At 62.7% G+C, this 20,447-nt stretch carries 19 protein-coding genes; 13 read left to right on the forward strand and 6 right to left on the reverse strand.

Features of this window, described 5'->3' with window-relative positions; all coding sequences use genetic code 11:
- Positions 1-11: 11 nt before the first annotated feature.
- Together recQ and J4721_RS16020 are read right to left on the reverse strand one after the other, a co-directional pair.
- Positions 12-2,090, reverse strand: coding sequence for a DNA helicase RecQ (recQ, locus tag J4721_RS16015; protein WP_211003189.1), 2,079 nt, complete (start codon positions 2,088-2,090; stop codon positions 12-14).
- 190 nt (positions 2,091-2,280) lie between these two features.
- Positions 2,281-2,568, reverse strand: coding sequence for a YggT family protein (locus J4721_RS16020; RefSeq protein ID WP_014873231.1), 288 nt, complete (start codon positions 2,566-2,568; stop codon positions 2,281-2,283).
- A 133-nt stretch (positions 2,569-2,701) separates the two neighbouring features.
- On the opposite strand from J4721_RS16020, the gene J4721_RS16025 reads away from it, so the two are divergent.
- From J4721_RS16025 to J4721_RS16075, 11 genes are all read left to right on the forward strand, one after another.
- Positions 2,702-3,289: an acyl-CoA thioesterase gene (locus J4721_RS16025; protein ID WP_211003126.1), complete on the forward strand. Its 588-nt coding sequence runs from the start codon at positions 2,702-2,704 to the stop codon at positions 3,287-3,289.
- Positions 3,290-3,306: 17 nt separating this feature from the next.
- Entirely contained in the window at positions 3,307-4,728 is a 1,422-nt protein-coding gene (locus J4721_RS16030) for an MFS transporter (protein WP_371816087.1), read from the forward strand.
- The gene (gene mepA / locus J4721_RS16035) at positions 4,725-5,648 is read left to right on the forward strand and encodes a penicillin-insensitive murein endopeptidase (protein ID WP_014873228.1); all 924 of its coding nucleotides are present in this window, start codon (positions 4,725-4,727) and stop codon (positions 5,646-5,648) included. The genes J4721_RS16030 and mepA overlap by 4 nt, the downstream gene beginning before the upstream one ends.
- A complete protein-coding gene (locus tag J4721_RS16040) occupies positions 5,621-6,550 on the forward strand; it encodes an esterase-like activity of phytase family protein (protein WP_211003128.1) in 930 nt (309 codons plus the stop codon). The genes mepA and J4721_RS16040 overlap by 28 nt, the downstream gene beginning before the upstream one ends.
- A gap of 146 nt (positions 6,551-6,696) precedes the next feature.
- Positions 6,697-7,329, forward strand: coding sequence for a queuosine precursor transporter (locus J4721_RS16045; protein ID WP_102857732.1), 633 nt, complete (start codon positions 6,697-6,699; stop codon positions 7,327-7,329).
- Positions 7,330-7,658: 329 nt separating this feature from the next.
- Positions 7,659-8,078 (forward strand): alternative ribosome rescue aminoacyl-tRNA hydrolase ArfB, encoded by a 420-nt coding sequence (gene arfB / locus J4721_RS16050; protein ID WP_044040862.1) that lies wholly within the window; start codon positions 7,659-7,661, stop codon positions 8,076-8,078.
- Positions 8,079-8,144: 66 nt separating this feature from the next.
- Positions 8,145-8,906, forward strand: a complete 762-nt coding sequence (locus J4721_RS16055; RefSeq protein ID WP_211003129.1) for an SDR family oxidoreductase — start codon at positions 8,145-8,147, stop codon at positions 8,904-8,906.
- A 121-nt stretch (positions 8,907-9,027) separates the two neighbouring features.
- Positions 9,028-10,065: a P1 family peptidase gene (locus J4721_RS16060; protein ID WP_211003130.1), complete on the forward strand. Its 1,038-nt coding sequence runs from the start codon at positions 9,028-9,030 to the stop codon at positions 10,063-10,065.
- Between the two features lie 155 nt (positions 10,066-10,220).
- Positions 10,221-10,685, forward strand: a complete 465-nt coding sequence (locus J4721_RS16065) for a cytochrome c family protein (RefSeq protein ID WP_014873222.1) — start codon at positions 10,221-10,223, stop codon at positions 10,683-10,685.
- Positions 10,686-10,943: 258 nt separating this feature from the next.
- Positions 10,944-11,492, forward strand: coding sequence for an isopentenyl-diphosphate Delta-isomerase (idi, locus tag J4721_RS16070; protein WP_014873221.1), 549 nt, complete (start codon positions 10,944-10,946; stop codon positions 11,490-11,492).
- Positions 11,493-11,592: 100 nt separating this feature from the next.
- A complete protein-coding gene (locus J4721_RS16075) occupies positions 11,593-12,849 on the forward strand; it encodes a flavin-dependent oxidoreductase (protein WP_211003131.1) in 1,257 nt (418 codons plus the stop codon).
- Positions 12,850-13,091: 242 nt separating this feature from the next.
- Here J4721_RS16075 and glpK read toward each other — a convergent pair whose 3' ends face one another.
- From glpK to panB, 3 genes are all read right to left on the reverse strand, one after another.
- Positions 13,092-14,576 carry a glycerol kinase GlpK gene (gene glpK, locus J4721_RS16080; RefSeq protein ID WP_211003132.1) on the reverse strand — a complete coding sequence of 495 codons (1,485 nt, stop codon included), beginning with the start codon at positions 14,574-14,576 and terminating at the stop codon, positions 13,092-13,094.
- 67 nt (positions 14,577-14,643) lie between these two features.
- Positions 14,644-15,501 carry a pantoate--beta-alanine ligase gene (gene panC, locus J4721_RS16085; RefSeq protein ID WP_211003133.1) on the reverse strand — a complete coding sequence of 286 codons (858 nt, stop codon included), beginning with the start codon at positions 15,499-15,501 and terminating at the stop codon, positions 14,644-14,646.
- Between the two features lie 7 nt (positions 15,502-15,508).
- Positions 15,509-16,372 carry a 3-methyl-2-oxobutanoate hydroxymethyltransferase gene (gene panB, locus J4721_RS16090; protein ID WP_102914317.1) on the reverse strand — a complete coding sequence of 288 codons (864 nt, stop codon included), beginning with the start codon at positions 16,370-16,372 and terminating at the stop codon, positions 15,509-15,511.
- Positions 16,373-16,532: 160 nt separating this feature from the next.
- Between panB and J4721_RS16095 the strand changes: the two genes are divergently transcribed.
- Positions 16,533-18,011, forward strand: a complete 1,479-nt coding sequence (locus J4721_RS16095) for an ABC transporter substrate-binding protein (RefSeq protein WP_211003134.1) — start codon at positions 16,533-16,535, stop codon at positions 18,009-18,011.
- A gap of 71 nt (positions 18,012-18,082) precedes the next feature.
- On the opposite strand, the gene J4721_RS16100 is transcribed toward J4721_RS16095, so the two are convergent.
- The gene (locus tag J4721_RS16100; RefSeq protein ID WP_211003135.1) at positions 18,083-19,267 is read right to left on the reverse strand and encodes an acetoin utilization protein AcuC; all 1,185 of its coding nucleotides are present in this window, start codon (positions 19,265-19,267) and stop codon (positions 18,083-18,085) included.
- Between the two features lie 196 nt (positions 19,268-19,463).
- Between J4721_RS16100 and J4721_RS16105 the strand changes: the two genes are divergently transcribed.
- Positions 19,464-20,411, forward strand: a complete 948-nt coding sequence (locus J4721_RS16105; protein WP_102869293.1) for an ABC transporter permease — start codon at positions 19,464-19,466, stop codon at positions 20,409-20,411.
- Positions 20,412-20,447: the final 36 nt, after the last annotated feature.

Below are 20,447 nucleotides of genomic sequence, written 5' to 3' on the forward strand. Positions count from 1 at the left end.
CCGAACAAGACCTAGCCCGCGCCGCGCAAGACGTCCAGAAACGCCGCCGCAAAACGTTCCGCGCGGCGCTCGCCTAACAGCCTTGTGATCGCCATTTCGTCCTGTGGACGCATCTGCGCCAGTTTCGCCAGCTGCGCCGCCGAACAGCTGAGCGGCTTATCGGTGCCATCATCACCTCGCGCCAGACGGGTCTGCGTCTCCATCAGCGCATCATAAAGCGACCCAGCGTCGCGCCCGGCCAACTTGCGCCGCATCGGATGCAGCGCCTCGCTCTCGCCGGTGATCACCGACAGGAAATCGCGACCATAGCGTTCCAGCTTTTTGGCCCCGACCCCGCCGATCCGCGCCATCTGGTCCAGCGAGCTGGGGCGGGTTTCGGCCATCTCGATCAGGGTTCGATCCGGGAAAATGACATAGGCCGGTACTTTCTGCGCCTCCGCCAGCGCGCGCCGCTTGGCTTTCAGTGCCGACAGCAGCGGCGCGTCCTCATCCGACACCAGCGCCTTCACCGCAGGGCTGCGCTTGGCTGAACTGATAGTGTCGCGACGCAGGGCAATGTCCTGTTCGCCGCGCAGAACCGGCAGCGCCGCCTCGGTCATCCGCAAAGCGCCATGGCGTTCGGGATCCGGGCGCACCAGATCATGGCCCATCATCTGCCGGAACACCGCCTGCCACTGCCGTTTGCCGTATTCCTTGCCGCAGGCAAAGACCGACAGATCGTCATGCCGCTTGTCGCGTACCCTGTCGGTGGTATTGCCCACCAGAATGTCGATCAGATGTCCTGACCCATAGGTCTCATTCGTCCGCAAGATCGCCGACAATGCCTTGCGCACCGCCGTGGTGCCGTCAAACACATCCACAGGCTGATCGCACAGATCACAGTTGCCGCAGGGCTCAGCCGTCTCGCCGAAATAGGCCAGCAGGGTCTGGCGGCGGCATTTCAGCGCCTCAGCCAGCCCCAGCAGCGCATTCAACCGCGCATGATCCGCGCTGCGCCGATCCGCAGGCGCCAGCCCTTCGTCGATCTGGCTGCGGCGCAGGCGAATATCCTCTGGCCCGAACAGGGTCAGCGTCTCAGCAGGCGCGCCATCCCGGCCACCACGGCCAATTTCCTGATAATAAGCTTCGATGGATTTGGGCAGATCTGCATGAGCAACCCAGCGAATGTCAGGCTTGTCGATCCCCATGCCAAAGGCCACCGTCGCCACAACGATCAGCCCATCTTCGCGGGCAAATCGTGTTTCCACCCCGCGCCGATCTTCGGCGTCCATGCCGCCATGGTAATAACAGGCCGCGTGGCCCGCCTCGCGCAGCCCCGCCGCCAGTGCCTCGGTCTTGGCACGGGTCCCGCAATAGACGATGCCGGATTGCCCCTTGCGAGCGGCAGCAAACTCCAGAATCTGTCGGCGCGGGCTGTCTTTGGTGGCAAAGGCAAGATGGATATTGGGACGGTCAAAGCCCCGCAGAAAACTGCGCGGCGCCTCGCCATCAAACAGCTTTTCGACAATCTCTTCGCGGGTTTCCTGATCTGCCGTCGCGGTAAAGGCCGCCAGAGGCACGTCCAATGCCCGCCGCAACTCACCGATGCGCAGGTAATCCGGGCGAAAATCATGGCCCCACTGGCTGACGCAATGCGCTTCATCCACGGCAATGAGACTGACACCAATCCGCCGCAGCATGCCCATCGCCGCCCCGGAGGCCAGACGTTCCGGCGCCATATACAGAAGCTTCAGCCGCCCTTCCTCAATAGACTGCCAGACCGCTTCGGTTTCTTCGTCGGTATTGCCGGACGTCAGCGCCCCGGCAGTCACACCCACCTCCTGCAACGCCCGGACCTGATCCCGCATCAGCGCAATCAATGGCGAGATTACCACTGTAACCCCCTCGCGCAGCAATGCGGGCAGTTGGAAACACAGGGATTTGCCGCCGCCGGTTGGCATGATCGCCAGAACATTCTCACCAGCGGTTACCGCATCGACAATCTCTTCCTGACCGGGGCGAAACCCGTCAAATCCGAAGATCTCGCGCAACAGCGGTGTCGCATCGGTTGCGGACACGGCAGGTGACGTCGCACCACTGGGGGCGGTCATTTCCGGCGAAACTGCGGACATGGGGGCGGTGGGCCTCATTTTGGTGATCTGCTCGTCTTGGCAGTCACAATCCCACAACCGGATTCAGGCGGCAAGGGTCAGCGCCCCCGCAAAGGGGGAGCGCGCAGAAAAAGACCGCCGCAAGCCATGGCTCCGGCGATCAATCAAAATGGCAGAGGCCACCCTGCAATCAGTAGAACATCGCGATATTGTTAGTCAGAATGATCCGCAGCGCGTAAACCGCGATCAGCACCACCAGCGGCGCCAGATCCAGCCCCTGCATATTCGGCAGGATACGGCGAACGGGAGCATAAAGCGGCTCTAGCAAGCGGTTCAGACCATACCAGACCTGCGCCACAAATTGCTGATTGAGGTTCAGAACCTGAAAATTGATCAGCCAGCTCATGATCACATGCGCGATGATGAAGAACCAGACGATGTCCAGGATCAGCATCAGAATTTGAAACAGCGACAGCATCTCTTGATTTCCCTTTTTGGAGCTTGTTCACAGGTAAGCGCGCCCGCGCAAAATCGCAAGACTGCCGCGAGGTTGCGGTTGACGTGCTGTAAACACATGGCAACACGGGCACATCACACAGGAGAGCGCGCCCATGTTTCCCATCGTCCGCCTGATCAAGGATCTGCTGGTTGCCCGCCGGATGCCGCCGCTGGATCTGACCGACACCCATGTCTCCCGCCACATTTGCTGGCCCTGGGATCTGGATATCTGGATGGAGCTGAACAACGGCCGTGCGATGACGCTCTATGATCTGGGCCGCACCATGCTGGCCCAGCGTGTCGGCCTGATCGGTGCCCTGCGCAGCCGTCGCTGGGGCATGACGGTTGCGGGCACCACTGTCCGGTTCCGCCGTCGCATTCGCGGGTTCGAACGGTTTGAAATGCGCAGCCGGGCAGTGGCCTGGGACGATCGCTTCATCTACCTCGAACAATCCATGTGGAAATCCAACGGCGACTGCGCCAGCCACGTGATGCTGCGCACCGCAATCACCGACGCCAAGGGGATCGTCTCGCCGCAGGAGGTCCTGAAAACCATCGGCCGTACCGACAGCGCCGCGCCACAGATGCCCGATTGGATCAAGGCCTGGTGCGAGGCCGACGCAGGCCGCCCCTGGCCGCCGATGATGCCGACACAAACCGTGGTTCCTGATGCCCCGGCTGCTGAGGACACGCTTGCCTAACCCCACACCGGCCTGTCATACCGAAAGGTAACGACAAAAGACCACGACAGGCATCGGGCGAGGGAAGACGAGGCATGACGCAGATTTCCATGCGCAAGCGCATCTGGGGCTGGTGGGCCTTTGATTGGGCCAGTCAGCCCTATCACACCCTGCTGGTGACCTTTGTCTTTGCGCCTTTCTTTGCTGCGGTTGCCGCCGATTATTACCTCACCCAAGGGCTCGCGGATGAGGCCGCAAAGGCACAGGCGCAGACCGTCTGGTCGATGTGCCTGACCATCACCGGCCTGATGATCGGCCTTGGCGGGCCGTTCTTGGGCGCGCTTGCCGATATTTCCGGGCGCAAGCTTCCGTGGATTATGGTCTTTTCGCTGATGTATATCACCGGCGCCTGGGGGCTGTGGTTCATGGATCCCGGCGGCTCGAACCTGTGGTGGATGCTCATCAGTTTTGGTTTTGGCTTTATCGGGGCCGAATTTGCACTGATCTTCGTCAATGCGCAGTTGCCCTCGCTTGGCAACAAAGAAGACGTCGGCACCATCTCCGGCACCGGATTTGCCATCGGATACCTTGGCGGGGTGATTGCGCTGTTTCTGATGCTGACGCTGTTTGTTGAGCAGGCCGACGGAAAAACCCTGATCGGGATTGACCCCATTCTGGGACTGGATGCGGCGCTGCGCGAAGGCACCCGTGCCGCAGGCCCGCTGACGGCAATCTGGTTTTCTATCTTCATTATCCCCTATTTCCGCTGGGTGCGTGACGATGCCATCACCGGCGCGCGCGGGCGGTTTGGCGATGCGATCCGCTCTGTCGGGCGCGCCATCGCCAACCTGCGCCACCGCGCCAGCCTGACCGGCTATCTGATTTCATCGATGCTCTACCGTGATGCACTGAATGGGCTTTATGCTTTTGGCGGGATCTATGCGCGATTGGTGCTGGGCTGGGAAATCACCCTGATCGGCGTCTTCGGCATTATCGCGGTGATTTCTTCGGCGCTGTTTAGTTGGCTGGGCGGCCTCGCAGATCGCCGGTTTGGCCCAAAACCCGTTATCACCCTGTCAATTCTGATTCTGACGGCCGTGTGTTTCCTGGTCGTGAACATGTCACGCGAACAGTTCTTTGGCGTGACCCTCGCCGCAGGGTCCGGCCTGCCCGACACGGTTTTCTTTGCCTGCGGTGTGCTGATCGGCGGTTTTGGGGGCATCCTGCAAGCCGCCAGCCGCAGCCTCATGGTGCGCCACACCACCCCTGAAAACGCCACCGAGGCGTTTGGCCTTTATGGTCTTTCGGGTCGCGCCACAGCCTTTCTGGCACCGGCCCTGATCGGAATTGCCACGACACTCACCGGCAGCGCCCGCCTCGGCATTGCACCGGTTATTCTATTGTTCATTATCGGGCTCATCGTTCTGCGCTGGGTCAATGCAGAAGGAGACCTGAGTTGAAGTTCAGTCGATACATCACCCTCACCGCCCTCCTGTTAACCGCCTGCGGTCCCGCCGGAGACAGCCGCTCGCCCACAGTGGCCCCCGTGGTCAGCCGCTCTGCCGACACGGGCGTGCCCGCCAAACAGCTGTTCGGCGCCAAGCGCAACGGTTCGGCCCAGAAACCAGCGCCGCATGGTTCCTACGCCAAGGGCTGCGTTGCCGGCGCAGAGCAGCTGCCCCAGACCGGCCCGACCTGGCAGGCCATGCGCCTGTCGCGCAATCGTAACTGGGGCCACCCTGAAACCATCGACTTCATCAAAGATCTGAGCCGTGTCGCCGCCCGTCAAAGCGGCTGGAACGGCCTCTACGTCGGCGATATCAGCCAGCCGCGCGGCGGGCCGATGCTGTCGGGTCACCGCAGTCATCAAATGGGGCTGGATGCCGATATCTGGATGCTGCCGGCCAAGCGTCTTGATCTGTCCGTCGCCGAACGCGAAAAGATCTCGTCGATCTCCCTGCGCCGGGCGAAGGGCGCTTATACCAATTCCAACTGGACCCCTCAGCATCATGCCATCCTGCGCGCCGCAGCCAAGGATGATCGCGTCGCCCGGATCTTTGTCTTCCCGGGGGCCAAGGTTCAGATGTGCAACGATGAGAAAGGCAACCGGGACTGGCTGCGTAAAATCCGGCCATGGTACGGCCACCACTATCACTTCCATGTGCGGCTGAAATGCCCTGATGGTGCCCGTGGTTGTGTCAATCAGGATCCGCCCCCCCGCGGCGATGGCTGCGACGATGCCCGCCAATGGGTCAAGGACATCCTGAGCCCGCCGCCACCGAAACCCCGCGACCCCAATGCGCCCCGGCCTAAGCCACGGCGCGAGCACACTCTATCGGATCTGCCTCAGCAATGCGCCGCCGTTCTGCAATCAAACTGAGCCTCGGCGTCGTAACCGCCCTTGGACTGGCCCTGACCGCGCTGGTGGCCTATCGCCCTGTCGCTTCAGCCGCCCAGCCCGGCGGGGCGCAGTTCATCGCAGCTTATCGCTGGACCCACCCGGCCAAATGGTTTGGTGGGTTCTCCGCGCTCTCCCTGTCACCGGATGGGCGAAAGATGACTGTGGTCAGCGACCGCGCCACCATCGTCACCGCCCGTATTGAGCGCAGCCCGGGTGCGATGCAGCCGATCAAGGCGGTGACCCCGACCGAGGCCCATAAGCTGCGCGCATCAGACGGCGCGATCCTGCGCGGGCGGATCGTCGATGCCGAAGGTCTCGCCGTGGCGCGTGACGGCACCCTCTTCATCTCCTTCGAAGGGGTATCGCGCGTGGCCCGCCACCGCAGGGGTGACAGCCGCGCCGAGGTCTTGCCCCGTCCCAAGGCCTTCCGCCGCCTGCCCCTGAACAAGGCGCTCGAAGCGCTGGCCATCGACAGCAAAGGCCACCTCTACACCCTGCCGGAACGCGCGCTGACCACATCCGGCGATATTCCGGTCTGGCGCTGGAATGGTGTCCGCTGGGACCGTCCCTTCGTGCTGCCTAGCCGGGGCAATTTCCTGCCCGTGGGGGCGGATTTCGGTCCTGATGGCCGGTTCTACCTGCTGGAGCGCAACTTTGGTCTGATCGGCTTTCGCAGCCGCCTGCGACGCTGGGATATTGGTCCCGACGGCATCACCGGCGAGGTCACTCTGCTGGAAACCGGCCTCGGGCTGCACGACAATCTGGAAGGTGTGTCGATCTGGCGTGACCAAAGCGGCGCCCTGCGCGCAACCATGGTGTCGGACGACAATTTCAAATCGCTGCAACGCACTGAACTGGTGGAATACCGCCTCCCCGACTAGGTCATCACAGGCCTCGCACAGAGACCAATACAGGCGCCAATCCCGACAAAACCCTTGCCCAAACTGCGGCTTTTCCGCTATTGGGCCTGATCTTTCGCATTGGCGAAACAAGTCTCCGCGACCTTGTCTAAAAAACGGACTACAAAATGACACGTTCTTATCTACCTGGCATCCTTGCCATGGCCGCCATTGTCGTGGCCTCCAACATTCTGGTGCAATTCCTGTTTGGCCAGTGGCTGACATGGGGCGCCTTCACCTACCCTATCGCCTTTCTCGTGACCGATGTGACCAACCGCGTCTACGGCACCGGCCCCGCCCGCAAAGTGGTGCTGGCCGGTTTTGTCGTCGGCGTCATCTGCTCGCTGATCGGCACGCAGATCATGGGCGAATTCGGTCCTCTCGTGACCCTGCGTATCGCCATTGCCTCTGGTCTGGCCTTCCTGACGGCCCAGCTGCTGGATGTCTCGATCTTTGCCGCCCTGCGCAAGGGTGCCTGGTGGCGCGCGCCGCTGGCCTCCACCCTGATTGGTGCCTCCGTCGACACCGCGCTGTTCTTCAGCATCGCGTTTTCCGGCGCTCTGGTCTGGCTGGAACCCGGCAATGACGTCAGCTGGGCCGCTGAGATGCTGCCGGTCCTTGGCACCGGTCCCGTGGCCCCGCTCTGGGTGTCGCTCGCCGTTGCGGATTGGGGCGTTAAGGTCGGTCTGGCCCTCCTGGCCCTGATCCCCTTCCGCCTGATTGTGGCCCGTTTGACACGACCACAGGCCACCGCAAACTGACACTTTGGTTTTTTTATTTGGAGATCCTTCCGTTCCGTGCCACCATCCTGAGTAACGGAAACAAAGAGAAAAGGAGGTGATCCAGTGTCCAGAAAGGTATTGGAGCAATGCGTAGCAACAACCGGAGCGGCGGGCCTCTGAGGCAGCCCTCTCTGGCAGCAGCCATCCGGCTGGGTCTCGCACCCTAACCTGCCTTTGCTCTTACAAACTTTCGGAAAGGGCCGCCTCGCAAGGGGCGGCCCTTTTTGCGTGACACGCAGTCCACAGTGCCCAACGCAGCCCCGGCTTTCGCTTGGACCTTCGCCAATCACCGCAGTATGGTCCGCCCCATGTTGCGTATCACCGACACCATCGCCCTACAGGATTGGGAATTGACCGAGAGCTTTATGCGCGCCTCCGGTCCCGGTGGGCAGAACGTCAACAAGGTCTCCTCAGCCGTTGAACTGCGGTTCGAGGCCGCACGCTCCCCGGCGCTGACACCTGCAGTGAAATCCCGCCTGAAACGGCTGGCGGGCCGTCGCTGGACCAAGGATGGCGCGATCATCCTGCAATGTGACGAAACCCGCTCGCAGCAGCGCAACCGCGATCTGGTGCGTGAGCGGTTGGCCGAGCTGATCCGCCAGGCCCTGGTTGCCCCCAAGCGCCGCATCGCCACCAAACCCACACGCGGCTCAGTGCGCCGCCGCCTTGATGCCAAACGCCAACGCAGTGATGTCAAAGCGACGCGCGGTAAGATCGACCCAGATTAAGACAGGCGATTGCACTGGCCCCTGCTCTCGGCCAAGCTGCCGCAAAGTCAATCGGGGAGAGAGCATATGCGGCTGGCAGGGAAATGCGCCATTGTAACCGGCGGGGCCTCGGGCTTTGGTGCCGGGATCGTCACCAAATTCCTGACGGAAGGCGCGCGGGTGATGATCGCGGACATCAATGCCGATGCCGCCGCTGCGGCTGCGTCCGACGCCAGCGAAACCTATGGACCCGACCGGGCCATCGCCCAGACAGTCGATGTCTCTGACCGCGCCTCGGTCGATCAGATGGCGCAGGCCGCACTCAATCACTTTGGTCAGGTCGATATTCTGGTGAACAACGCCGGTGTCAGTCATCTGCCCACCCCACTCGAAGATGTCAGCGAGGAGGACTTCGACCGGGTCGTTGCGGTGAATATGAAATCGGTCTACCTGACCGCCCGCGCACTGGTGCCGCATATGAAATCCCGTCAGTCCGGTGCGATCCTCAATGTGGCGTCCACCGCCGGGGTATCGCCGCGCCCGAACCTCAACTGGTACAATGCCTCCAAGGGCTGGATGATTACGGCCACCCGCACCATGGCAGTGGAACTCGCCCCCGCAGGGGTGCGCGTCAATGCCATCAACCCGGTTGCGGGCGAAACCCCGCTGCTGAAAACCTTCATGGGGGAGGACACGCCAGAGGTGCGCGCGAAATTCCTCTCCACCATCCCCATCGGCCGCTTCTCCACGCCCGAGGATATGGGGAATGCCGCCTGCTATCTCTGTTCGGATGAGGCCAGCATGGTCACCGGCGTCGCGCTTGAGGTCGACGGCGGCCGCTGCATCTGACGGCCTCCCTGTGGCATCCGGCCGGCCCGTCATCTTTCCCCAAATACTCCCGCCGGAGGCCGCGCGCGCCAGCGCGCTCCTGCTACAGGCCTCACAGAGCCAACGACAAAGGACACACCCCATGCGACCCGGCCCCCTGAACCTGATCACCGATGTGCCCGGCCTCAAGGTCGGCAATGCCGAAGACCGGCGCTTGAAATCCGGCACCACGGTGCTGACCGCCGATCAGCCCTTCACCGCCGGGGTGCATGTGATGGGCGGCGCCCCGGGGACACGCGAAACCGACCTATTGGCGCCGGACAAATCCGTCGCCCAGATTGATGCGTTGGTGCTATCTGGCGGTTCGGCCTTCGGACTTGATGCCTGCTCCGGCGTGGTGGCCGGATTGCACGCCGCCGGGCGCGGCTTTGCCGTGGGGCCAGCGCGGGTGCCTATCGTGCCGGGCGCCATCCTCTTTGATCTCCTGAACGGCGGTGACAAGGCTTGGGCAGAGAACCCTTATTCTGCCCTCGGCCGTGCCGCCTATGAGGCCGCAGACCGCCAGTTCGCCCTCGGCACCGCCGGGGCGGGCACCGGCGCCCTGGCCGCACGGGTGAAGGGCGGGCTTGGGTCGGCCTCCCTTGTGCTGCCGGATGGCACCACCGTGGGCGCCTTGGTGGCGGCCAATCCGCTTGGCTCTGTCACCACGCCGGGGGATCGTCATTTCTGGGCCGCCCCTTTTGAGATCGACGGTGAATTCGGTGGTGCGGGTGTGGACCCGGCCTCAGGGTTCACCGCCCCCGCCCCCAGCCTGAAACTCGCCTCAATGCAGAAACTGGCCGCCGACGCAGAGATCCCAGCCGAGGGCAGCAACACCACCATTGCCATTGTCGCAACCGATGCGCCTTTGACCAAATCGCAATGCCAGCGTCTCGCCATTGCCGCCCATGACGGGATCGGGCGGGCGATCGTTCCGGCCCATTCCCCCGGCGACGGCGACCTCGTCTTTGCCGTCAGCACCGGCGATCCGGGTGCGGCCACCACAGGTGGCGAACTCGGCGCTGATCTGGGCGAAATCGGCCACGCCGCAGCCCTCTGTCTCAGCCGCGCCATCGCCCGCGCCGCCGCCCTGGCCTGTCCCGAACCGGGCGACCTGCTGCCTTGCTGGCAGAAGAGTTGACCCTTCGGTCGCCCCCAACCTTGACCTGAGGCAGATCAGATACAATTAGTCGGGCTGAGCGTATAGCAGAGAGCGGACGCGGCAATACGCCCGTTTGACTCCGCGCCGGATCACGCGCGTATTGACCAAGCCAACTCAATATTGGAGCAAGCGAAATGAAACTTCTGACTGCTGTAGCAGCCCTGGGCCTGATTGCGGCCCCTGCCTTTGCCGAAGGCGACGCCGACAAGGGCGAAAAGGGCTTCAATAAATGCAAATCCTGCCACATGGTTGTCTCCGACAGCGGTGACGTGATCGTCAAGGGCGGCAAGACCGGCCCGAACCTCTGGGGCGTCGTGGGCCGCACCGCCGGCACCTATGAGGGCTACAAATACGGCAAGGACATGGTCGCTGCGGGCGAAGCAGGCCTGGCCTGGGACGAAGCCTCCTTCACCGCCTATACCGCCGACCCCAAAGCCTTCCTGCGTGACACCCTCGGCGACAAGAAAGCCAAGTCCAAAATGTCCTTCCGCCTGAAGAAAGGCGCGGAAGATATCTACGCATTCCTCGCGCTGCATGGTCCTGCGGATGCTGCCGAAACCGAGGCAGAGACCACCACGGAAGAGACCGCAACCAACTGATCTTCTCTGTTCAGACAAACTGGCAAAAGCCGCGCGCCCCCGGCCGCGGCTTTTCGCACAATTGATTTTCATATTTCTCTGCGATATTGACCGTCCCGCGCAGGCCTTCTGCCCCTGCATCCACTCACCCGCCGATCCGGGCAGCCTCGTTTGTGGGATTGATCTCCAACTGATGACCACCATATCTGCCCGATCCTGTGCGCCCGGCCCAGTGGCTTGGCCGCCAGCCTCCTTGCTCAATCCTTGCGAGTTCCTGCAATGACCCACAAGATTCCCGCCTGGGTGAATGGCACCCTGACGCCGGTTGATAAGCTGGCCGCCCATGAACAGGGGCTGAAGCACAAAGCCGTCTCGGTCTTTGTGGTGAAGGGCGGCGAGATCCTGATGCAGCGCCGCGCTCTGGGCAAGTACCACACCCCTGGTCTCTGGGCGAACACCTGCTGCACCCACCCGCAATGGGACGAGGCCTCCTCGGCCTGCGCGGTCCGCCGCATGGAAGAAGAGCTGGGCATCACCGGGCTATATCCCGAGTTCCGTCATCATCTGGAATACCGCGCCGATGTCGGCAACGGGCTGATCGAACATGAGGTGGTCGATGTGTTCCTGGCCCATGCCCATCGCGTGCCGGATCTCGCGCCAAACCCGGAAGAGGTGATGGAGACCCGCTGGGTCGACTATCATGACCTCCTGGCGGAGGTGCAGCGCCACCCGGATCGCTTCACCCCCTGGCTCAAGATCTATCTCAACAGCTACTCCGACGTGATCTTTGGTCCTGACCTCAGCCTCGGCAGCAGCGAGGATGGATAGCCGCGTGTATTCGGCTCTAACCGCGGCATTTACCCATCTTGTTCTGCCTCTCGCGGCATGGTTCTAATGCCGCAAAGCGCGCAGGAAGTGGGAGAGCCAGATGACGGTGATGATTGCAGGCGCAGGGATCGCCGGGCTGACGCTTGGCCTCACCCTGCACGAATTGGGCGTGCCGTTTCACATCTATGAGGCCACCGAAACGCTGAAGCCGATGGGCGTCGGCATCAACCTGCAACCCAATGCGGTGCGCGAACTCTTTGATCTGGGGCTTGAGGCCGAGCTCTCCGCCATCGGTGTGCGCACCCGGCAACTGGGCTTTTACTCCAAGCTCGGAAAGACCATCTGGGAGGAACCGCGCGGTGAGGCTGCAGGCTACCGTTGGCCCCAGTTTTCCGTCCATCGCGGCGCGTTGCAGATGATGCTCTACCACGCGCTCCTCCAGCGCGCAGGCAGCAGCGTCCTGACCACCGGCGCGCGCGCCACCAGCTACGACACCTCGGATCAGGGCGTCTGCCTGCATCTGGAGAATGGCCGCACCGCCCGTGGTGATCTGCTGATCGCCGCTGATGGGATCCATTCCGCCATCCGCGCCCAGATGTATCCGGATGAGGGCGCACCGATCTGGAATGGGCGCATCCTGTGGCGCGCCACCACTCGCGCGCCTGCCTTTCATGGGGGCGCGGCGATGGCGATGATCGGTCACGACCAGCTGCGCCTCGTCGCCTATCCCATCAGCACGCCGGAGGCCGATGGCAGCGCCACAATCAACTGGATTGCGGAAAAACAATTCGACCCATCCGCCCCCTGGAAACGTGAAAGCTGGAACCGCGCGGCAGACATCAGTGACTTCCTGCCGGATTTTGCCAATTGGCATTTCGACTGGATTGATGTCCCCGCGCTGATCAAAGGGGCCGAAACCGTCTATGAATACCCGATGGTGGACCGCGATCCGCTGCCCCGCTGGCAGGATGGGCCAGTCAGCCTGATGGGGGACGCCGCCCATCCGACCTATCCCGTCGGCTCCAACGGCGCCAGCCAAGCCATTGTCGACGCCCGCATCATTGGCGCGCAGATGCTGGCCCATGGCATCAATCCGCAGGCCCTCAGCGCCTATGAGGCGGCTGTCCGCCCGGTGACCACAGCCGTCGCTCTGGCCAATCGCGCAGGCGGTGGTCCGGATGGCGTGCTGCAACAGGTCGAAGATCTCTGCGGTGGTGATTTCAGCAATATCGGCGATGTAATCCCGCAGGCGGACCTTGCGGCCCATGCGGCAAAATACAAATCCATCGCCGGTTTCTCGATCGAGGAGCTGAACGCCCGCCCCCGCACCATACCAGCAGGCACCCGCATCAACTGAGGCGACCGGGCGCCGCGCGGTGGGTCAAGGGCGGCACAGCCGCCGTGCCACAGGCACGGGTCACCCTTGAGGCGCGGATCGGCGCCATCACCATCGATATGGCGCGTTTGCGGGCAGGCCTGCCCGCAAACCGCTTATCAGCAAAAGAAAACGCCGCGCATCACGCGGCGCCACCCCCAACTGTGCAGGCACAGTCCACGACTGTGACGGAGCAGGCGGGAGCGCCCGCCTGCGGCCACGCCTCAGACCCCGATCACCGCGTCTACCGCACGCTTCCAGCGCGCATAGGCGGCGCTGCGTCGGTCTTCGTCCATCTCCGGGGTGAACTGCTGGTCCAGCGCCCAGGTCTCGGCAAAGCCCGCCTGATCCGGATAGACCCCCGCCCGCATCCCCGCCAGCCAGGCCGCACCCAACGCGGTGGTTTCCTGCATCACCGGACGATCCACTGCCGCCCCAAGGAGATCCGCCAGGCTCTGCATGGTCCAATTGCTGGCACTCATGCCACCATCCACCCGCAGGGTGACCAGGCTCTCACCATCCCAGTCAGCCCGCATCGCCTCCCACAGGTCACGGGTCTGATAGGCCACGCTTTGCAGTGCTGCGCGTGCAAATTCCGCCGGTCCCGAGTTGCGGGTCAGGCCAAACATGCCGCCCCGGCAATCGGGTTTCCAATAAGGCGCACCCAACCCGGTAAAGGCCGGCACCAGAATGACGTCCTGACCGGGATCCGCATTGCGCGCCAGGGCACCGCTTTCCTGGGCTGAGCCGATAATGCCCAAGCCGTCCCGCAGCCATTGCACCGCCGCGCCGGCGATAAAGATCGAGCCCTCCAGCGCATAGGTCGGCGCGCCGTCCAGCTGATAGGCGATGGTGGTCAGCATCCGGTTTTGCGACACAACCGGCGTATCACCGGTGTTCAGCAGCGCGAAACAGCCCGTGCCATAGGTCGATTTCATCATACCCGGCTGGAAACAGGCCTGTCCGATGGTGGCCGCCTGCTGATCGCCAGCAACGCCCAGAATGGCAATTTCACCCCCAAGAAATTCACCTTTGGTGGTGCCAAAATCGGCGGCGCAATCCTTCACCTCGGGCAGCATTCCGCGCGGCACTCCGAGGAAACCACAGATCTCGCTGCTCCAACGACCCTTGCGAATGTCATACATCAGCGTCCGCGCAGCATTGGTGGCATCGGTCACATGCGACGCACCGCCCGTAAGGCGCCAGATCAGGAAACTGTCGACAGTGCCGAATAGCAGATCCCCGGCCTCAGCGCGGGCGCGAGCGTCCGGCACCGTGTCCAGAATCCATTTCAACTTGGTGCCCGAGAAATAGGGATCCAGCAGCAGCCCGGTTTTCTGGCGCACGCTGTCCTCATGTCCTGCCGCTCGCAGCTCTTCGCAGATCGGGCTGGTGCGACGGTCCTGCCAGACAATGGCGTTGTGGATCGGTTTGCCACTGTGACGATCCCAGACCACCGTGGTTTCACGCTGATTGGTAATGCCGATCCCGGCAATATCCGCCGCCGTGACGCCCTGCTCTGCCATCACCTTGCGGCAGACATCCAGCGTTGAGGTCCACAGATCCTCCGGATCATGCTCTACCCAGCCCGCCTGCGGGAAATGCTGAGCAAACTCCTGCTGAGCCGAGCCCTGCGCCTGCATCCTGTCATCAAACAGGATCGCTCTGGTCGAGGTTGTGCCCTGATCTATCGCCAGAATATACGTCATCTTGCCCCTCCCCTGGGTCGTTTGGGGCAGAGATTAGACGCAAAAGTGCTATCGCTACCAGCCCCTACTAATCATTTAGTTGATCAACCGCGATATTGTCGATCAACCTGATGCCATCCAGCCATGCCGCGACCAGCAGACGGGCCGGACGATCAGGGCGCGACAAAGGCTCCAGCGTTTCGGCGCAGCGCAGATCCAGGTATTCCAGCTCACCAAACCCGGCCTCTGCCAGATGCGCCTTGGCCACTGGGAGGAGATCTTCAAAAGCCGCCCCCGTCTGCAGCTGATCGGCCAGATCCCGCAGCACCGGATAGAGCTGCCCAGCCTTGCCCAGCGCCTCAGGTGACAGCCGCAAATTGCGCGAGGACATGGCAAGCCCGGATGCCTCGCGCACCGTAGCACAACCCTGCACGGTGATCGGAATATCCAGATCCCGCGCCATGCGGGTGACAACCATCAGCTGCTGATAGTCCTTCTCGCCAAAAAACGCGTGATCTGCACCGCTTTGCAGGAACAGCTTGGCGACCACCGTGGCCACACCATCGAAATGACCCGGACGAAACTCGCCCTCCAGCACATCCGTCAGCCCCGCCACCGACACAGTGCTGGCATAGCCTTCGGGGTAAATCTGATCCGGGTCGGGCACATAGATGGCATCGACCCCGTAGGGGGCCAGCTTTTCCGCATCCGCCAGTTCCGTGCGGGGATATTTCGCCAGATCCTCGGCATTGTTGAACTGCTTGGGATTCACGAAAATCGTGACAATGACCCGGTCGCAGGCGGACTTGGCTGCAGCGACCAGCGACAGATGGCCCTCGTGCAGCGCACCCATTGTGGGCACCAGACCAATACGGGCACCCTCGCGGCGCCAGTCGGAATGCAACGCGCGCAAATCGCTCAAGCGGCGCAGAATCGGGGCAGTCATGATGGGGTCAGTCCTTTTGCGAGGCCTTAGGCGCTGCCGTCTTGGCGGCAACCGGGGCCTGGTCTGCAAACACATGTTCGGGCGCCGGAAAACTGCGCGTGCGCACCTCGGCTGCATACTCGGAAATCGCGGCCTCTGCCAAGGGGCCGAGGTCGGCATAGCGTTTCACGAACTTCGGTTTAAAGGCGGTGAAAAACCCCAGCATGTCATCCACAACCAAGATCTGACCGTCACAGCCGGCACTGGCCCCAATACCAATGGTCGGAATCGCCACCTCAGCGGTGATCCGATCGGCCAGCCCCTGCGGCACCTTCTCCAGCACGACGGAAAACGCGCCCGCATCCGCCACCGCATGGGCATCCGCCAGCACGGCATCGGCCTGCGCGTCCCGGCCCTGCACCTTATAGCCGCCAAGCGTGTTGATCGACTGTGGCGTCAGGCCAATATGCGCCATCACCGGAATGCCACGTTTCACGAGAAAGCGGATGGTTTCCGCCATCTCAACACCCCCCTCCAGCTTCACCGCTCCTGCGCCAGTTTCCGCCATCAGCCGGGCGGCATTGCGAAACGCCTGCTGCGGGCCCTCCTCATAGCTGGCGAAGGGCATGTCGATCACCATCATCGCCTGGCTCAACCCACGCGCCACGGCCTGCCCGTGCAGGATCATCATCTCCATCGTGACGCCCAGAGTTGAGGGCAAGCCATGCAGCACCATCCCGACGCTGTCGCCGACCAGCACAAAATCGCAATGACCGTCCATGAATTGCGCCATCGGTGTGGTATAGGCGGTCAGGCTCACCAGCGGGGTGCCGCCTTTGCGGGCGCGAATATCCTCGGCATTGGGTGCCATTTTGCGGGCCGTTGCACTCATGATGCTGTCCTCTCCGTTCGCATTGCGCACCGCTAGCAATTTACGCTGCGCGCTTCTAGGGGGCGAAATGTCCCGTCAAGCTTGATTACCTGACGGAAAATGCGGAACAGTTTTCCGAAAGGTCACAAAAGACGGCCACCACAGTAGGGAGACACCACCGATGACACGACTGCCATTCCTGTTTGCCGCCAGTTCCGCGCTGGCCATTCTGGCGGGCGCCGCCGCCGCGCGCGACACCGTCACCGTCGCCCTGCAGCTGGAACCGCCGCATCTGGACCCCACCAGCGCAGCAGCTGGCGCCATCGACCAGGTGCTTTATTCCAACGTCTTTGAAGGGCTCACCCGCTTCATGGGCGATGGCTCGGTTGTGCCGGGCCTTGCCGAAAGCTGGGAGATCTCAGAGGATGGGCTGACCTACACCTTCACCCTGCAAGACGGCGTAACCTTCCATGATGGGTCCACGATGGACGCCGAGGATGTGAAATTCAGCCTCGACCGCGCCCGCGCCGAGGATAGCACAAACGCCCAGAAAGCACTGTTCGCCGATATCGCCAGTGTGGATGTCGTTGATCCGCTGACAGTGAAGCTCACTCTGTCACAGCCCAACGGCAACCTTCTGTTCAACCTCGCATGGGGGGATGCGGTCATCGTGGCCCCCGAAACAATCGACACGATCAAGACCGCCCCCGTCGGCACTGGCGCCTTCACCTTCACCAACTGGGTGCAGGGCGACCGCATCGATCTTGCCCGCAACCCGGATTACTGGGGTGAGGCCCCGGCGCTCAGCGCGGCGACCTTCAAATTCATCTCTGATCCGACCGCCGCCTTTGCCGCGATGATGGCCGAGGATATCGATGCATTTTCCGCCTTTCCCGCGCCAGAGAATCTGCCCCAGTTTGAGGCCGACCCAAGGTTTCAGGTGCTCATCGGCTCGACCGAGGGGGAAACGATCCTGTCGATCAACAACAAGCAGGCGCCCTTCGACAACCCCAAGGTCCGCGCGGCTGTGGCCCATGCGATCGACCGTCAGGCCATCATTGATGGCGCGATGTTTGGCTACGGCACCCCGATCGGCAGTCATTTCGCGCCCCACAACCCGGCCTATGTCGATCTGACCGGCACCAGCGCCCATGACCCGGAGAAATCCCGCGCCCTCCTGGCCGAGGCCGGTCTGGCCGATGGCTTTACCACCACACTGCACCTGCCGCCGCCCTCTTACGCGCGCCGGGGTGGTGAGATCATCGCCGCCCAACTGGCCGAGGTTGGCATCACCGCCGAGATCATCAACGTCGAATGGGCGCAGTGGCTGGAAACCGTGTTCCGGGGCAAGAATTTTGGCCTGTCCATCGTCAGCCACACCGAACCGATGGATATCGGCATCTACGCCCGGCCCGATTACTACTTCCAGTATGACAACGCCGCCTTCCAGGATCTGATGGCAGAGCTGACCGGCACCACCGATCCCGACGCCCGCACCAAGATGCTGCAACAGGCGCAGGAGATCATCGCCAACGACTATGTGAACGGCTACCTGTTCCAGCTCGCCGCGCTCAGCGTGGCCAAGGCGGATCTGCAAGGGCTCTGGGCCAACGCACCGACACAGGCCACCGATCTGACAGTGGTCAGCTGGGCAAAATAGGCCGTTTCCCTAGTATTAGAGACCAAATAACAGCGCCCCGTACCGGGGCGCTGTTGCCGTTTGGTCAGGCCTCAACGCAGCCCCCGCCGCCTGCGCAGCAGCGTCACAGCCTCGCGGATTTGCTCCCGCACAGGACCGGGACGCGGGTCATCACGTAGGGTGGTAAACCAATGTTCGGGCGGGTTGCGTCCCAGGCGGTGCCCCTTGAATTCCAGCCCCCGCAGAACCTCCTCGGCTTCGACAGGCAGGCGGTCGGGGATCTCATGCCCGTTCAACACCGCCCACACCCCGGTCCAAAGCCGCCCGACAGACCAGGGGTTATAGCCACCACCGCCCAGCACCAGATAGCGCGGCGCAAGGGGCCGCAGCGCCGCCACCACCGACCAATGCGCATTGTTCGACAGATTCAGATGCGCCAAGGGATCCTCAGTGACCGCATCCGCCCCGCATTGCAGGACCACCGCATCAGGCGCAAAATCTGCCACCGCAGGCAGGATCAGCTCCTCCAGCACATAGGCCATCTCGCTATCGTTGAACCCGCGCGGCACCGGCAGGTTCAGCGCGCTTCCGCCTGCGTCATCGACCAGCTTACCGGTCTTGGGCCATAGGTTCTCCTCATGGGTCGAGATCATCAGCACATCCGGGTCACCGGCAAAGCCATGCTCGACCCCATCCGCGTGATGGGCATCAATATCGACATAGGCAATCCGCTTTGCACCGTGATGGCGCAGCGACAGCATCGCCAGCACCGGGTCGTTCAGATAACAGAAGCCATTGGCCCGATCCGGCATCCCGTGGTGGGTGCCCCCCGCCGGGTTGTAAATCACGCCGCCGTCTGCCAGCCGCTCCCCCGCGAGGATCGACCCACCTGCAGCTGTGGCGGGTCTGCGAAATATCTCCGGGAACACCGGGTTGGAAATGGTCCCGATATGGTGGCGCGCCTTCACCTCTTCGCTCACCGCCTGCGCTCGCTCCGCCGCCTGAAGCGCGGCGACATACTCCGCGCTATGCCAGCGTTCCAACGCCGCCGGTTTCGCCCGGGGCGAGGTCTGATACTGCGCCGCAGGCAGCCAGCCCAGCGCCCGCGTCAGATCCATCACCGTGGACACCCGCGGCACCCGCAACGGGTGCATCCGCCCATAGCTGGACCCGCGATAGATCTCCGAGCCGATGAACAGCGGCGCCTCCAGCGGGCCGAAGGGGCTGGCGGTATCAGCGGTGGCAGGCCGAGTGGGAGCAGCAGTGAATTGTGTCATGCGCCCAGAGATAGCGCGGAACAGTGCTGCGCCAAACCCCGCAGATCCAACAGCAGCAACAGCCGCGCGATAGCCGCACAGCTTCGCCTTTTACGGTCATGCTAGGGCGCTGGGAAATAAATGTTTTTGCCGTTTTCTCCAGCTCAGGGTCCAGCCGCTCTGGACCCGCGCCCAGCGCACCCCTAACCTGCCGCCAATGGGACGCTACTTCGCCAAACGCCTGCTGTCGCTGATCGTCAGCCTTGTGATTGCCTCTTGGGTGATCTTCTTCGTGATTGAGATCGCGCCGGGGGATCCTGCGTCATTCATGCTGGGAATCAATGCGCAACCTGATACCATCGCTGCCCTGCGCAGTGAACTGGGTTTGGATGAGGGGAAATTCAGTCGCTACATCAGCTGGTTCACAGGTATGTTGCAGGGCGATTTCGGCACCTCTTACACCTATCGCACACCGGTTGCGCAAATGGTTGCGGACCGGCTCTGGGTGTCGCTGCCGCTGGCGATCTACGCCCTGACGCTGTCGACGCTGATTGCCCTGCCCGCTGGCATTTACGCCGCTTCCCGCCGCGGCAAAACTGGCGATATCGCCGTCATGGGCGCAACCCAGCTGGGGGTCGCTGTCCCGAACTTCTGGTTTGCGATGATGCTCGTGCTGGTCTTCGCCATCAATCTGCGCTGGTTCAGTGCTGGTGGGTTTGTCGGCTGGGAGGCAGGACCACTCGCTGCGCTGCATTCTCTCACCCTGCCCGCCATTGCGCTCGCCCTGCCGCAGGCGGCTATTCTGGCCCGCGTCATGCGCTCGGCCCTACTCGATATTCTGGGCGAGGATTTCATCCGCACCGCCCGCGCCAAAGGGTTGAGCCAGCGGCAGGCTCTGTGGCGTCACGGGCTGCGCAATGCGCTGATCCCGGTGCTGACCATCATCGGCTTGCAGTTTTCCTTTCTGCTGGCCGGCGCGATCATCATTGAGCAGGTGTTTTATCTTCCCGGTCTCGGACGCTTGGTGTTTCAGGCCATTTCCGCCCGTGATCTGATCGTGGTGGAAAGCGTCGTGATGCTTCTGGTCTTTGCGGTGATCCTGGTGAATTTCCTTGTCGATCTGACCTATGCGCTGGTCGATCCCAGACTGCGGGGGCGCACATGACAAACCACATTGCTCACACATTCCCGGAACAGCCGG

The sequence above is a fragment of the Phaeobacter sp. HS011 genome (assembly GCF_018101215.1).
GTDB classification, from domain to species: Bacteria; Pseudomonadota; Alphaproteobacteria; order Rhodobacterales; family Rhodobacteraceae; genus Phaeobacter; species Phaeobacter inhibens.